The organism is Shewanella jiangmenensis, from assembly GCF_018596335.1.
Taxonomy (GTDB): Bacteria; Pseudomonadota; Gammaproteobacteria; order Enterobacterales; family Shewanellaceae; genus Shewanella; species Shewanella jiangmenensis.
Genome location: NZ_JAHEPS010000002.1, coordinates 324,394 through 339,991 on the forward strand (window position 1 = coordinate 324,394; position 15,598 = coordinate 339,991).

Annotated in this window: 11 protein-coding genes; 5 read left to right on the forward strand and 6 right to left on the reverse strand. The window is 55.4% G+C overall.

Features of this window, described 5'->3' with window-relative positions; translation table 11 throughout:
- Positions 1–177 precede the first annotated feature (177 nt).
- From KJI95_RS06885 to KJI95_RS06900, 4 genes are all read right to left on the reverse strand, one after another.
- Positions 178–948, reverse strand: a complete 771-nt coding sequence (locus tag KJI95_RS06885) for a PepSY-associated TM helix domain-containing protein (protein ID WP_214506445.1) — start codon at positions 946–948, stop codon at positions 178–180.
- A gap of 8 nt (positions 949–956) precedes the next feature.
- Positions 957–1,466: an FMN-binding protein gene (locus KJI95_RS06890; protein ID WP_214506446.1), complete on the reverse strand. Its 510-nt coding sequence runs from the start codon at positions 1,464–1,466 to the stop codon at positions 957–959.
- A gap of 93 nt (positions 1,467–1,559) precedes the next feature.
- The gene (locus tag KJI95_RS06895) at positions 1,560–2,732 is read right to left on the reverse strand and encodes a porin family protein (protein WP_214506813.1); all 1,173 of its coding nucleotides are present in this window, start codon (positions 2,730–2,732) and stop codon (positions 1,560–1,562) included.
- 260 nt (positions 2,733–2,992) lie between these two features.
- Entirely contained in the window at positions 2,993–5,161 is a 2,169-nt protein-coding gene (locus tag KJI95_RS06900) for a TonB-dependent receptor family protein (RefSeq protein WP_214506447.1), read from the reverse strand.
- Between the two features lie 212 nt (positions 5,162–5,373).
- On the opposite strand from KJI95_RS06900, the gene KJI95_RS06905 reads away from it, so the two are divergent.
- The 5 genes from KJI95_RS06905 to KJI95_RS06925 all read left to right on the forward strand — a co-directional run bounded on the left by KJI95_RS06905 (position 5,374) and on the right by KJI95_RS06925 (position 13,725).
- On the forward strand, positions 5,374–6,075 hold the full coding sequence (locus KJI95_RS06905; protein WP_214506448.1) for a DUF3581 domain-containing protein: 702 nt from the start codon (positions 5,374–5,376) through the stop codon (positions 6,073–6,075).
- 246 nt (positions 6,076–6,321) lie between these two features.
- Positions 6,322–9,999, forward strand: coding sequence for an ATP-binding protein (locus tag KJI95_RS06910; protein WP_214506449.1), 3,678 nt, complete (start codon positions 6,322–6,324; stop codon positions 9,997–9,999).
- Positions 9,999–10,658, forward strand: coding sequence for a hypothetical protein (locus KJI95_RS06915; protein ID WP_214506450.1), 660 nt, complete (start codon positions 9,999–10,001; stop codon positions 10,656–10,658). Before KJI95_RS06910 ends, KJI95_RS06915 begins: the two co-directional genes overlap by 1 nt.
- Positions 10,655–11,875, forward strand: coding sequence for a phosphoenolpyruvate carboxylase (locus KJI95_RS06920; RefSeq protein ID WP_214506451.1), 1,221 nt, complete (start codon positions 10,655–10,657; stop codon positions 11,873–11,875). The genes KJI95_RS06915 and KJI95_RS06920 overlap by 4 nt, the downstream gene beginning before the upstream one ends.
- A gap of 605 nt (positions 11,876–12,480) precedes the next feature.
- The gene (locus tag KJI95_RS06925; protein WP_214506452.1) at positions 12,481–13,725 is read left to right on the forward strand and encodes a dicarboxylate/amino acid:cation symporter; all 1,245 of its coding nucleotides are present in this window, start codon (positions 12,481–12,483) and stop codon (positions 13,723–13,725) included.
- Positions 13,726–13,871: 146 nt separating this feature from the next.
- Here KJI95_RS06925 and ppa read toward each other — a convergent pair whose 3' ends face one another.
- Together ppa and KJI95_RS06935 are read right to left on the reverse strand one after the other, a co-directional pair.
- Complete coding sequence (gene ppa / locus KJI95_RS06930) at positions 13,872–14,405, reverse strand: inorganic diphosphatase (protein ID WP_214506453.1); 534 nt, start codon at positions 14,403–14,405, stop codon at positions 13,872–13,874.
- A gap of 122 nt (positions 14,406–14,527) precedes the next feature.
- The gene (locus KJI95_RS06935; RefSeq protein WP_214506454.1) at positions 14,528–15,490 is read right to left on the reverse strand and encodes a class 1 fructose-bisphosphatase; all 963 of its coding nucleotides are present in this window, start codon (positions 15,488–15,490) and stop codon (positions 14,528–14,530) included.
- Positions 15,491–15,598 lie beyond the last annotated feature (108 nt).

The window sequence follows — 15,598 nt, forward strand, 5'->3', positions numbered from 1 at the left end:
GTTTTACAGAGTCTTTAATCTGTTGGGCCATCTTTCTTTAATCCGCTGACGCGCTCGCGTCGCAAGGTATCAGGTTGATATCAGCTTGTACCACCATCGCCTCAATTGGGCCTTGCGCCCTGTTGCTTTTGCCCGGCCTGTGCCGGGCGTTTTTTTGCGTGAGAAAAGGGATTGCTATCAGCGCTTTTTCGGGCGCTGGCTCCACCAGATATAGAGTCCGCTCAGGCTCAGCAGCACAAAGATAAGTGCCAGCAGATCCCAAAGCCAAACCGCCCATGGGCCGAAAAAGCGGCCGCTGTGTAGGTCGAGCAGCACCCGCTCCCAATTGAGATGGGCGCTGCGGGCATGGTCAATCACGGCGCTGTCGGCGGGGGTTGGAGCGAGCCAGTTCAGCGGCAGCAGTGACGTCGCAGCGCGCCACTCGAGCAGCTCATCGTCGGCAAGATACTGACCTTTATCGGTTCTAAGCCAAACCTGTGCGCTTGCTTCAGTGGTGCTTCCTTCAAGTGCCAGCGCCTCTATCGGGGTAGGCAGGCCGACGCTGCTGTCCTGGGTTTCCTGCAGCGTGCCATCGGGGCTTAGCAAATACAGGTGACCCTGGTCGATGGCGATGATGGCGTTGTGGCGGCGGGTGGCACCAAGAAGAGTGGATTTGGCTTCGAGCAGCAGTTTGCCGTCGTGCCAGAGCAGATTATCGGTGACAGCGAACTCGCCAAAGCGGCCGGCGTGGGCGGGCGCCGTGATGCCGTAATAATCGAGCAGCCAGCTTTGCGACACCTGCGCTTTGCCAAGGGATAATCCGTCGCTGTGATTGATGGCGACGCCGGTGATACTCAGCAGCAGCAGAAACAAGGCGCCGATAACCCCAAGGCGTTTGTGCCAGGGGCGAACCTGTTTACGAACCTGATGGGCGAGGCTGCCTGCCCCTTTGTGGCTGGTTTTGGTCATGCAAATGTTCAGTTGGCTTGTTGCACCGCCGCATCCAGATACAGGGCTATGCGTGACAGCTTGGTCAGGGCTTTTACCGACAGGGTGGCGCCGGTAATGCCATCGATATGGCGGTCGAGTTCCAGTGAGTCCGTCAGTGTCGCCGATTTGAATTGGTTGGTAAAGAAGTCATGCCTGACTTCATCGCCGCGGCTTTCGCGGTAAACCAGCACCTTGGTGTTGACGATTTTACCCGCGGCCACATGGATACCCACGGTAATAGGGGACTCTTTGCCGATTTCGTCGAGGATCCAGGCTGTCTTTGCGCCATCGCGCCAATAGCGGACCCGCAGCTTGTTAAATCCGTGGGCGAGAATGGACTCGATATCGGCTTTCTGCTGGTCGCTGAGCCACAGGACGTCGGCTTTGGGCAGCGTGCCCAGTGACTCGCGGATAAAGTCATCGTTGCTTTGATAACTGGTTTCGGCCAGTACGCTGATGGGAAGCCACAGCAGCAGGCAGCAGAGGAGTTTGTTCATTGGCAGCACTTATTTTTTGTCTGTACTTGTCTTTTTCGATTATCTTTATGACTTACAAGCAAAAAGGGGCCGAAGCCCCTTATCGATTCAGGGTCAGAACTGATAACCCACACCGAGGTTGAAGCCGTCGGCATCCACAGCGCCGCTCTGCTTCTCGTAGTCGGCTTTGAATACCACGTGCTCGTGCAGCCAGTAGTTGATACCGAAGTTGGTCATCTTCTTGGTGGTATCGGCATCGTTACCGGCTTCGGTGTCCCACTCGTTGTAGCGGGCGAAAATACCGAACTGCTCGTTGAAGCGGTAGGCAGGCTCAATGTACCAGCCGGTCTGGCTGTCGCGGCCAAGGGCTTCGGCCTCTTTGCCATCGATTTCCCACTGGGCGTACAGCGCCTTGATGCTGAAACCGCCGATGCTGTAAATACCGTGGGCTTCGAGCATGGTGGCAGAGGCTTCGTCCACGCCATCTTTACCCTGAGTCAGGTCGGTTTGGTACAGGGCAGATGCAGCGAGTTCAAGGCCTGGAACGCCGGTGTACTTCACGCGGCCGGTGTAGGCCAGATCGTCAGTTTTGGCGTAAGACACTTTCTGACGACCGCCGCGGATGCTGTAGCTGGCGTCAACGCTGAGGCCTGAGGTGACTGCGGTATCAAAGGCAAGACCTGGAGCGGCCTTGATGTTCAGTGCCAGACCACCTTCCCACCAGGTGGCAGGGATGATGTTGGATTCAACCGGGTTACGCTCAACGCCGTAGAAGGTGTCGGGTTCGTGGGTTTCGTTGATGATACCCACAGGCATCAGGAACAGACCCGCCTTACCGGTCAGACTCTGATTGATGTCATGCTCGATGTAAGCCTGCTCGAGTTCCACTTCGCCTTTTTTGCCTTCGCCGGACAGGGAGTGTTCCAGTTCCAGTTCAGAGAAAAAGCGGGTGCCCTTGGTGAATTCATGGCCGAAGAACAGCACGAAGCGATGGAAATCCATCTCTTTTTTGTCTTTGCTGTGGTCTAAGTTGTTGTCGATGTTGTTGTAGTGCAGCTCGCCATAACCACCGATGGTGGTGGCGCTCTTGGCGCTGGCATTGGCTTCGGCGGCATCGGCAGTCTGTTCAACGCGCTTTTCGGTTTCTTCGAGACGCTTTTCCAGATCCTTCAGCACCTGTTGTTGCTGCTCAATCACTTTACGCAGTTCGGCGGTATCGTCAGCGGCGATGGCGGTGTGGCTGGCAAAAACACCCAGCAGGGCGCTGGCAAGCAGAGTCTTTTTCATCATTTCCCTTTCCCATTTATTATCTGAGGGTTATTAATGGCTGCGGATTCTAGCAATCGATTAAGCAAATGCAAACGATTCGTATTGGGATTGATGATCTAAATCAACAAATGTAAAGCCACAGTAAAGTTGGCTGATTTAATTGAAGATTTTTCCTTAAAGCGCTTTCATGGATAATTAATTGATTTTTAAGGTTTATGTTTGAGCAATAAAAAAGCAGCGCCGGGGCGCTGCTTCTTATAGATTTCTTTTGTATTGAATTAGAACTTATATGAATAACCGACGGTCACAGAACGTGGTTTGCCAGAAAACACCGAGCCATGGGCACGGGTCGTCACGTAGGTTTCATCCAGCAGGTTATCAACGGTCAGATACACTTCCTGCTGCTTATCAATGAAGTAGCGGCCGGACAAATCCACCAGGGTCTTGGCAGCAATCAGATCGTCAGCGGCAATCTCACCACGGCCTGCGCTGGCGCGCATGTCTGAGGTGTAACGGCCTGCCAGGGTCAGTTCCCATTGCTCGGCGCTGACACCGGCACTCAGGTACAGCTGGTGCGCCGGGGTGTAGCTGAACTCATAACCCGCTTCAATACTGCCCCAGGTGTCGAACTCGGATTCGAAGCTGTTCTGGAACTCGGTATCGGTGAAGGTGTATGCCGCCTTCACCGGGAAGCTCAGGGCACCACGGGCGTTGAAGGTGTGAGCCGCGCTCAGCTCAAGGCCGCTTACTGCAACTTCACCGGCGTTGTACTGGTTATCCAGCTTGTCGGCATCACAACCCTGGGCTGCGGTGCAGTTGCCGTGCATGTTGCTGTAATCGCCGTAGAAGGCGATGGCTTCGGCGCTGAATTCGCCATTTACGTAACGGCCGCCGGCCTCGTAGTTCCAGCTTTGTTCTTCTTCGCCTTCGGCGTTACCGGGTGCTGCCGGTGCAAAGCCTTTTTGCACGCCAGCGAGCAGCAGCAGGTTGTCATTGAGCTGCCAGGTAGCCGACAGCGATGGCAACCAGGCCGAGAAGCTGTTGTCAGTTTCTTTGCCGGCGCCATCGCGGCCGACGTTGTTTTTGCCCCAGTCTTCACGGCTGACAGTCACATCTTCGTAGCGCACACCGGCAGTTACGGTAAAGGCGCCAACGGTGAATTTGTCCTGTACGTAGGCGGCAAAGGCATCTGCGCTGTCGATGCGGTTGGAGTCGGTGCCCGGAATGCCAGCCTTGGTCAGGCGCATGGTCTGGGATTCATCGAGGCTGTAGCTGTCGACCCACTGGAAACGGTCCATTTCATCGCTGTGCAGGCGCGCGCCTATGTCCAGCTGATGCTCACCCAGGCTCAGGCCCAGTTCGGTTTGCAGGCCCTGGGACAGATAATCGCGGTTGTTGGCTTTTACGCTTACGTCGATGCTGCCGACCGGATTGCGGTCAAAGGCGCTGGCATTGGCCACACCGCCGGCAGACAGGCTCTTGCCGCCCACTTTGTCGGCTTTGTACCAGTTACGGTGGAAATGGTTGTAGTAAGCCGTGGTCGACAGGGTAGTGATGTCAGAGAAATCAATGATGTGATTCAACTGAACCTGCTTGTGCTCGGTGCTCATCTCATCTTTTTGTGAGGCTGAGTAGCGGCTGTGCGGGCGACTTTCGAAGTCTTCGTCGGTCAGGCCAAGGTAGGTTTCGTTGGAAACTTCGTCGGCATATTTGAGTTTGAGTTCGAGGCGCTGGGCGTATCTGGCATCTTTGGCGCTATTGAGTGCAACCTTGGCCAGCAAATCGTTTTTCACAAAGCCGGTATCGCCGCCAACGCCATTGATGTCGCGAAAGCCATCGGCCTGATAACGGTAGACTTCGGTAACAGCGCCGATGCGCTCACCCTGACCGCCTGCGTGGGCGTGAAGCTTACCAAAGCCGTCCTGACCCAGGGCCATGTCCACCGCGCCAGCAGCCGGTGCATCGGGAATCTGGCGTGACAGCATGTTAATCACGCCGCCGGTGGTGCGCGGGCCGTATTTCACGGTAGATGAGCCTTTGAGTACTTCAATCTGCTGCATGCGACCGGAAGTCGGGAAGTAATAGGCAGCTGGAGAGGCATAAGGAGCGGGCGCTGCGAGCACGCCATCTTCCATCACAGTCACTTTTTCAGAGCGGTTCTGGCCGGTGCCGCGCATCCCCAGATTCGGGCGCAGGCCATAGCCTTCTTCTTCCTGAATGTAGATGCCCGGTACCGAGGCGAGGGTGCGCATGATGTCGGAATACTTAAAGGTATCCAGCTCTTCCTGGCTCAGCTGATGGGCACTGCCCGGCACAGTGTTGACCGGATTCTTTTTACCGAAAATGGTGATTTGTTCGATATCGGCCGTGGCACTGGCGGCAAAACTGGCCAGCAGGGCACTGGTCAGCAGGCTCAGTTTGGCGGCAGGCTTGAAAGTGGTGTTCATGGTGTCTCCTGTTGTCGATAATGACAATAGTTATCATTTATGTTCGTGAGACTAGGGAGTCGTGCTTAAGACTAACTTAATTTCCAATTTCTTTACCTTTGTAAATAAAAAGTAAAGACTGGTTCAAGTCATCGGGTGAGTTATTTGCGCATTTTGCGGTAGACTGCTCAGCCTAAAAAAACGACATAACAAATTTCGGTGCTTATTTCGCTATGTTTCTCGAGCAATACTTCACTCAAACTGCTGAATCTGTAACTATTTCCCCTCTGCAAGCCAGTGAGTTTGCCAAGCGGGTGGCGCAAGACTTCAATCCCATTCACGATGTGGATGCCAAGCGTTTTTGCGTGCCGGGGGATCTGTTGTTTGCCCTGGTGCTTGGCCATTACGGCCTCTGCCAGAAGATGCAATTCAAGTTCGAGGGCATGGTTGGCGAAGGGGTAAGCCTGTGTTTTCCAACCGATGTCGGTGATGAATTCCCGGTGTGCGACAGTCGTGAAAAAACTTACCTGCGGGTTAGTCGTCAGGGCGATGTCAGCCGCTGCGCCACCCAAATCGAGTCATTTGTCCGTAGTTATGTCTCCTTTTCGGGCCTGAACTTTGTCCATGTGCTGGTACCCATGATGCGTGAGCACGGGGTGATGATTAACCCCGACCGTCCGCTGGTGATTTACGAGAGCATGGCGTTTGAGCTCTCGACGCTGGATTTTGACCAGGTAACCCTGGAGCTGGTTGACTCGAGTCTCGCCATCGATGGCAAACGCGGCGATGTCAGGCTGCAATTTGCGCTGATGAGTGGCGGCAAATCGGTGGGTACAGGCACCAAAACCCTGGTGATGAGCGGCCTGAGAGCGCTGGAAGATACTGCGCTGGATCAGATGGTGCAATCTTACGAGCAGCGGCGCGACACCCTGTAATTTACGCCCAAGGCCAAATTAGCATCAAACGGCCCGCAAAGCCTGTATCGGCGCACCTTCCGAAGCCCCTGTGATTGCCATCGCAGGGGCTTTCCTTTACCTTAATACTCCTTTCCCGTGAGTTCGCCCAAAGGCGGCAGTGATGCTGTCGTCGGCGACTCCGTTGGCGTTTTCAGCCCAAGGTTTCGGTGGCCATCAGTCACCCTCCGGCTGCCCGATGGCGGCCGAGTCGCTTTAAGGATAAAGATGTCTAGCTTGCAACGAATCGTGCTTATCGACACCCACTTGCCGGGTGTTGTCGAGTTGGCCCTCGACGGTCACACCAATATCTGTGGTACCAATGCCTCGGGCAAAACCACGCTGCAGCGTCTGGTGCCGGTGTTTTATGGCGAGTACCCCAGCCGCGTGGTGCCCTCCACCCGCGACAGCTTCGAGCGCTGGTATCTGCCCCACGACAGCAGCTTTATCATCTATGAATACCAGCGCAGCGACGGCCTGTTGTATCAGGCAGTGCTGACATCCAACGGCGATGGTAAGGGCATCAGCTACCGCTTTATCGCCAAGGGCTTTGAGCTTGAGGATTACGTCAAAAGCCGTAATGGCGACACGCTAATTTGCCACACCGCCGCCGAGCTTGGCCGCGAGATGAAACGTGCAGGTATCGCCCACACCAACTTACTGAATACCCGCGAATATCGCGCCATCATTCAAAACGATCGCACCTTGCTTTCGAGCGGCGGTAACCGCAGCGAGCTTAAGGCCTATGCCCGCCAGTTTTCCCTGTGCGAGGCCGAGCACACCCTAAGACACATCGAAAAGCTCGCCAAGGCGGTGCACTCCAAAGAAGGCAAGATGGAGACGGTCAAATCGATGATCGCCGCCATTCTCGAGGAAGATGGCGTTAACCCGCCCGCCTCACGCATTAACCCGCAGCAGGTCGAAAACTGGATCCGCGAGTGCCAGCTTATCGCGGGCTTTGAAGAAATCCGCCCCGAGCTTGATAAGCTTGAGCAGGAATTCAATCAGTTGCTGTCGGCTGAGCTGCGCCTTGGCACTTTGCACAAGGGCTACAAGGCCGATGAGGTGTTCGAGGCCGAGCGGCTTGAGCGCAGCCAGACTGCCTCCAAAGACTACAATTTCCGCCTGCGCCAGCTCGATGACGACTGGAAAGAGCAGCGCGATGAGCTCAACCAGGAAATCTCCGCCGCCCGCGGTGATGTAAGCAAATACGAGCACGAGCTTGAGGCTATCGAAAATCAGCACGGTGCCTTTTTGGATGCAGACATCGAAAAGGCCAAGAGTGACCTTGAGCTGCTGCCGCTGTGGCGTATCGACCTTGAGAACCTGAGCGAGCGTCATAAGCTTTTGACCGAAAAGCATCAGGACGTGGAAGCGGCCTACAACGCCCGCCGCTCGAAGATCGTCGAGCAGCTTAACCGCGATCTGGAAAGTCTGGATCAGGAGCTCGATAAGCAGCGCGACGCCCGTGAGCGTCAGGCTGCGGCCGCCCGCGCCGATCTGGAAAAGCTCGACAATGCCTGGCGCGATCAGCTGGAGGCGGGCAAAAACCGTTTCCGCGAGGAAGAGTATCAGTTAAAGCTCGCCGCCTCGGAAGAAAAGCTGCGTCAGGACGCGGTGACCTACACCGAAGAGGAAAAGCTCAAGCTCGCGATTTTCGATGAGCGGATCGAGCGCGCCGATGAAGAGCAGGAAGCCGCCAATAGCCGTGCCGAGCGGCTGGCGCTGGATGAGCGCAAGCTGCGTTCACGGCGCGATCAGGCGAGCGAAGCGCTGCGCCTTGCCAGCATCCGCGTGAGCGAGCGGCAGGGTGAGCTGGATGAGCTTAAGGCCATGCTGTTCCCTCAGTCCCACACCCTGCTCGAGTTTTTGCGCAAAGAAGCGCCGGGCTGGGAAGCGGGCCTGGGTAAGGTGATAGCGCCTGAGCTGTTGCATCGCTCTGATCTGCATCCCTTTGTCGCCAATGGCGCCGATAACTCCAGTCTCTATGGCATTGGGCTTGACCTCAAAGCGCTGGATATTCCCGAATACGCCCAAAGCGAGCAGGAGCTGAGAGTGCGGCTTGCCAAGGCCGAGGAGATGCTCGGCGCCGCCATCGAGGTGCAGGAAAGTGCCGAGGCGCAGCTGGTTGGCATCAATGGCGAAATGGAAACCCTGAGCCGTGAGCTGACCTTTGCCCGCACAGCCTTTAAAAATGCCCGTGAAGACTTGCGCCGCCTGTTCGATGAAAAACGAGCCGAGCAGGAGCGGGTCAACAAGGCGCTGGCCGAGCGTAAACAGCTTGCCGGCAAGCGCCTTGTCGACATTGAACATCAGCTGAAAAACCTAAAGCGCGACGAGGCCGACTGGCTGGCCGAGCACAAAGAGCAGGCCCTCGAAGCGCGCATGGAAAAGAACGCCTACTGGCAGGAAGTGGTGGGCGCGCTGGATGGGCAGATTGCCTCTGCTAAGTCCGGCATCGACAGTCGCCGCGCCAATGCCAAGGCCGAAACCAAGGCCTGTGAGCAGTGGTACAAGGACGAGCTTAAGTCCCGTGGCGTGGATGAAGATAAGATTGTTGGCCTCAAGGCCGATATCCGCACCCTGGAGCGCAAAATTGCCGATGCCGAAGGCCGCCGCGCCGACGTGCTGCGCTATGAAGACTGGTATCAGCATACCTGGCTCAGTCGCAAGCCGCGCCTGACCGAAGAGCTTGCCAAGGTGCGCCGCGCCCAGTCAGATCTGGAGCAGCAATTATCACGCCTCTCGGCCGAGGTGAAAAAGCAGCGCAGCGAGCTTGAAACCGCCCGCAAGGCATCGGATTCGGCGCAGGTCGAGGCTTCTGAGCATCTGACCAAGCTGCGCGCTTTGCTGAGAAAACTTGCGGAACTCAAGTTGCCCCTCAGCGAAGAAGAGGCTCAGGGCAGCATAGGCGAGCGCCTGCGGCAGGGCGAAGAGCTGCTGCTCAAGCGCGATTATTTGGTCGGTTCGGTCAAGCAATACGTGGAGCACTTCGATACGGTTATCGTGTCCAAGTCCGGCTCGGGTCTGGCCGAGACCTGGGAGCGCGCCCGTGAGGAAGCGACCTCGGTCAACGACAAGGGCATCCGGGTACTGGATTACCGCAAGCTGGTGCCAAGCCTTGAGCAACTGCTCAATGTGATGGTGCCGCAGTCGATGATGGCGCTGCGGGAGCAGGGTAGGATTTTCGGGGTGGATTTGACCGCCTTCTATGACGTGCTGGCCGATATCGACCGGCGTATTGCGTCCCAGAGCGCCCGCATCACCCGCGAGGTGGGGGAAGAGCTGTTCCTCGATGGAGTTTCTGAGTCGGCGGTGCGTATCCGTTCCCGCATCAGTGAGCTGGAGTTCTGGCCCGAACTTGAAGTATTCGTGGCCGCCTTCAGGCGCTGGAAGAGCGACGGATTTGCCGGTTTGCCGGACGAGCACTACACCAACAGCATGCGCCGGGCGCTGGATATCATCGGCAAGGCGGCGCTCACTGGTGGTGTGGCCAAGCTGCTGGAAATTGAGCTGCGCCTGCGTGAGGGCAACTCGGATCTGATTATCCGCACCGACCGCCAGCTTAATGAATCCTCGAGCCACGGTATGGCGTACCTGATTTTGTGTAAGTTCCTGCTGGCCTTTACCCGCCTGCTGCGCGGCTCGGCTCAGGTCACCGTGCACTGGCCGATTGACGAGCTCGGGACCTTGCACCACAACAACGTGAAAAAGATTTTCGATGCCTGCGAAAACAATAACATCTCTGTGCTTGGCGCCTTCCCGAACCCCGAGTCTGAAGTGCTGAGCCTGTTTAAGAATCGCTACATCATCAACAAACAAACCCGCAAACTGCAGGTGGTGAAGCCCAAGAGCAACCCCATCGCCGATAAGCTGGCCAGCCGTATTTCCAGGGAGGCGGTGTAATGTCTGACGTGAATGTTTCCCCAGCCAGCCTGGTAGGCCATGGCGCCCTGATTGAGCGCCTGCTGCGGGGCGAGTTTATTTGCCGTGTGACCGATGAAGACGGTTGGCGCGCGCTTAAGTCGCCCGCCGTGCGCGAGCGGATTGAAACCTACCTCAATCAAATTAATCGCACTGTGGCCAGCGCCGGTGAGGGCGAGGTGTTTTTCTGCGGTTATGCCCAGCTTGGCGAGGCCGAGCGCAAGGTGATTTCCAGCCAGTTTAAAGACATCTGTCAGGCGCTTATTCCGCTGGTGGAGTGGCTGGTGCTGGTGCAGGAGGCCTCGGGTCAGGATGCGCCGCTCACCGAGGGCGCGCCCGTGCGCCTCACCGAATTGCAGGCCAGAGTGGAAGAAACCCCGGCGTTTCGCGAGCAACTCGCCAAACTCAGCCAGTACCGGCTTTTTGGCTCTACCTCGAACAATGTAGATGCGCAGATGAAGCTGGTGTTCAAACGGCTGGTGGAGCTTGGCTACTTAAGCCGCCCGAACCTTGAAAAGCAAATCTACATCGCCACAGGTAAGCTTGATTATCTTTATGAAGTCATTCGCTTTATCGATGAGACCGAAGGGCTGAATCTCGAGGCGCAGGCCGAAATCGCGACCCAGAGGGAACTGCTATGAGCAGCAATCTGCACCAGTCCGGGGTGCGGCTGCTAAGAATGCTTGGCCGTCACGCCGAGACTGTAATGGATGTGTATCTGTCAGGCTCGGTGGATGAAACCGCCGCAGAGCCAGGGGTTATCAGCAAACTGACCGATGCCGGTATTTTGTGGCGCCCCGATGATGGCGAAGGTTTGCGCCTGACCCGCAGCGTGCGGGCGCTGCTGGAAGAAGGCCTGAAAGACGAGCGTAATCGCCAGATTAACGCCAACGTCGGCTCGGCGCTTGCCACCATCAAGACCCTGGCCTCCCACTACAAGGAGGCGCGCAGCCACTCGGATCACAGCGCTGCCGAGGCGTATCTGGCCGATTTAAGTGAGCATGTGTATGCCTTTACCGAGAACCTTCGTTATTCCATTCGGGTATTGTGGGGGCGGATTAACAACGAGTTCGGTTATGTTGGCACCATCAGTGCCAAAATCCGCGAGAACGAACTGGCCCAGAGCCAGGTGTCTGAGCTCTTGAATGGCCTGGAGCTGTTTCAGTTCAGCGAGCTTGGGGAAATTGCCGCCGACATCCGTGAGCTTCGCAAACTGCTGGTGACTACACTGCAGGAGACCCTCAGCGACTGTACCCAGGAGCTCAGCGTGGTGCAGGCAAGGCTGCTTGAATTGCTGGGCCGCTTCCGGCAAATTCAGGGCCGCACAAGGCTGCTGAAGGGCTGGCTCTTGTATACCGACATGCATCCTGACTATGAGCCCATGGATCACGTGGCCCATCGCAAGGTGCCAATGCTGTTTAACCGCGCCGAAGCCATGCTGGCCGATGCCCATGTTGATGTGCATAACCAAAGCCAGGAGCAGGAGCTCATGGAGATGGTGGCGCGAATTAAGTCGATTTCGCGCCTTGGTAATGTGTCCGCCGCCAAGGCCGCCGAAGCCAATGTGGTGCTGAGCGCGGCCGAAGACTTTGATATTCCGGAAAATCCACTTAAGCAGGATGTGGAGGACTACTTTGTGGCTGTGATTGATTCGGGCAAGCGTCAGTCGGCGCTGGAATACCTGAACGAAAAAGCCCTGCCATGGGATTCAGAAAGCTGGATTTATCAGGTAATTGGCGGCTTTGAGGGCCTCAGCGAAGAGCACAAATCCTATTTCGAGCTCGAGCCCTTGGGTGAGCCGCATCCTGTGTATACCGGCAACTTTATCATCCGTGACGTGGAGCTGTGGCTAAGCTGATGCGCGGCATGACAATTTAGGTTTGTCAGTAAGTTTAAAGGCCACCCTTGGGGTGGCCTTTTGATTTTCTCAGTGCTTTGATTTTCTCGGTTCTTTGATTTTCTCAGTGCTTTGATTTTCTCGGTTCTTTGATTTTCTCAGTGCTTTGATTTTCTCGGTGCCTTGATTTTCTAACTCTTTTGAGTTGGCAGAGCGCATGGCTTGTTCACCCGACTAAAGGTCCGCTTTATCATTTCGCTAACACCAATCGGGCTTGGTTCATCGCCGGGTTTTGTCAAAAATGCAGTGCAGCGAAGGAGCTTCTTGGGTTGCTGTAGATAATCTGACTTGAAATTATTTGATTGATAGTTATTTCAACTGCACGTTTTTAATGGCTTGTTTTTCAAGTGTCTTTTTAAGGTTAAATTGGTTGCGACCCTGATTAGGTTGGAAATTTATGCCTTTATGAAAAGCTATTTAAATTCAGCTTATTATTGCGTTTATTGCCTGGCGTTACCGGCTTGTGTTGTGACATTTTCATTGAAAACCTCACTGGCATGTTTCACTATCCGAGGCAGCGAAGCCTCAAGACTTCGCATTTTCACCTCAAAACAGGCTTGCTTACTATGTTTAAATCACTCTCGGCAAAGATCTTTTTGGGTCTGGCCATCGGACTTGTATCCGGCACTCTGGTGCAGTACGGATTGCACGATATCCCATTCTTCTCCTCGACTCTGGTCGATATTGCCTCTGGCGTAGGCACCATGTTCGTCAACATGATCATGATGCTGGTGGTACCGCTGGTGTTTGTCAGCATTGTCTGCGGCGTGTGTGAACTGAAAGACCTCTCGAGTTTTGGCCGTCTCGGCGGCAAGACCTTTGGCTTTTACATCATCAATACCCTGGTGGCGATTTTCGCCGCCCTGACGGTGGCTTTGCTGCTGGAGCCCGGTCGTGGTGTGGATATGAGCGGCGGCAATGATGTTGCCATCACAGCGACCGAGCTGCCGAGTCTGATGGCGCTGATTGTGGACATAGTGCCGCGCAATCCGGTGGCGGCCTTTATGTCGGGCAATATGTTGCAGGTGATTTTTATGGCGCTGCTGCTTGGCGGCGTGATGAAGTCATTGGGCGAGCATGTGGCAGGGGCCGTGTCTGGTTTTCAAACCGCCAATAAAATCATGATGAAACTGATTTCGGTGGTGATGCATCTGGCACCCATTGGCGTGGCGGCGCTGATGTTCAAGTTAGGGGCGACCTTAGAAGCCGGCGTGTTCCTCAGCGTGATGGAATATTTGGTGCTTATTCTTGGCTTGCTGCTGCTGTGGATTTTTGTGGTCTACCCCTATGCGGTGCAGTTGTTTACTCCGGTCAAAGCCAGCGTATTTCGTGAAAAGACCCAGGAGCAAATCCTGTTTTCGCTCTCTACTGCGAGCTCCAATGCCACCATTCCGGTGACCATGCGCACCCTGACTGAAAAACTCAAAGTGAACCGTGCCGTTGCGGGCTTTGGGGTGCCGCTCGGTGCCACCATGAACATGGGCGGCGTGTCGATTTACATCACTATCGCCATCTTTTTCGTTGCCAATGCCTTTGGTATGCCGATAACCCTGGAGCAGTTACCATCTCTGATTTTCAGTATCTTTCTGTTGTCGGTCGGCGCCGGTGGCGTACCCGGTGGTGGCATGGTGATGATAGGCGTGCTTATTCACCAGATGGGCCTGCCGGTTGAAGCCTTTGCGCTGGTGGCAGCGCTTGACCGCCTTATCGACATGGTGCTCACCTCTTGCAACGTAGTGGGCGATACCGCGGTGCTGACCATAGTTGACCAAACCGAAAGGCCGCATCAGGTGACCAGCGATGATGACTAAGCCTGTATAGGGCAACAACGCTTAATGACAAAGCCGCCCCTGGGCGGCTTTTTACTGTGAGTATGCCGCACGTCGTTACCAGGCGGCAGGAATAAATAAGCCGACCCAAAGGTCGGCTCTTACGCAATTTATTGCAAACAGGCGAATTAGGCTTGCTTGTTGTAGCGCTCGGCGCTGGAGAGGATTTCGGCGCGGGCAGCTGCTGCATCTTCCCAGCTTTCAACCTTCACCCACTTGCCAACTTCCAGATCCTTGTAGTGTTCGAAGAACTGCTTGATCTGGGCCTTCAGCAGGGCTGGCAGGTCGTTTACGTCCTGAATGTGGCCGTATTCTTTGGACACTTTCTCGTGTGGAACGGCAACTACTTTGGCGTCTTCACCTGACTCGTCGGTCATTTTCAGCACGCCAACAGGGCGACAACGGATCACGCTGCCAGGCTGCAGTGGGTACTGGGTTGGTACCAGCACGTCAACTGGGTCACCGTCCAGGCTCAGAGTCTGGTTTACATAACCGTAGTTGCAAGGATAGAACATAGGAGCAGTCATGATGCGGTCAACAAACAGGGCGCCGCTGTCCTTGTCCACTTCGTACTTGATAGGATCGTGGTTCTGTGGGATCTCGATGATTACATAGATATCATCTGGCAGGGATTTGCCCGCTGGCACTGCATTCAAGCTCATTTGCATATCCTTTAACGGTATTGAAATCAGATTTCAGAAAATCGGTTGGCGCGTATTATAGCGCGATTTGGCGGCTTGCCAATCAAAGGCCGCCGCCATTGCACTAAAGACTAACGCGAGCCTTATTTGTGGTAACCAAGACAGGCATCAACCTCGTTGGCTGAGCCCAAAATGACCGCCACACGCTGGTGAATTTCGCTTGGCGCTACATCGAGTATGGTCTCATAGCCTGTGCTGGCCTTGCCGCCCGCCTGTTCAACCAAGAATGCCATCGGATTAGCTTCGTACATCAAACGCAGTTTGAACGGCTTTTTCGGGTCCTTGGTGTCGGTTGGGTAGGTAAACAGGCCGCCGCGGCACAGTACCCGGTGCACATCGCCTACCATGGCTGCAATCCAGCGCATGTTGAAGTTTTTGCCGCGCGGACCTTCTTTGCCCTTGATAAGGTCGGCAATGTAAGCCTGCATGCCCGGCTCCCAGAAGCGCTGGTTGGACATATTGATGGCGAACTCGCCGGTGTCTTTACTGATTTGCACACCATCTACCGTCAGCAGGTAGTCGCCGCTGACCGGGTCTAGGGTATAAAGCTGCACGCCCTTGCCTGTGGTCAGTGCCAGCATGGTGGATGGGCCGTAAAGCACGTAACCCGCCGCTACCTGTTTGCGACCGGATTGCAGGAAACTTTGTTCGCTCACATCACCGCTTGGGGCGGGCAGCACAGAGAAAATGGTGCCTACCAGGGAGTTGATGTCGATATTGGATGAGCCATCCAGTGGGTCGAAGCACACCAGAAACTGCCCGTCCTTTGAGAGTGGCACTATCTCATCTTCTTCTTCAGAGGCGAGCGCCTTCACCGAACCCTGGGCTGCCAATGCGTCTTTCAGCATGTCGTTGGTGATAACGTCGAGCTTTTTCTGATCTTCACCCTGGACGTTTTCGGTGCCGGCAACGCCGAGCACACCGGCAAGGGCGCCATGGCGCACGGCCTGGCTGATGTCTTTGGAGGTGTTGGCGAGCACAGTGATGAGCTTGGCAAGTTCGTCATTGATACCGCTTTGCTTGAGGGATTGGGACAGGGTCTGCATCTTGTGTCCTTCTGATTAGACAAATTTGTGGGAGGTCTTTGGAATAATTCTGGCGCTAATGATACCCGAGATTGGCGACATTTTCAGTCGCCTTTGCCTTTGGCTATT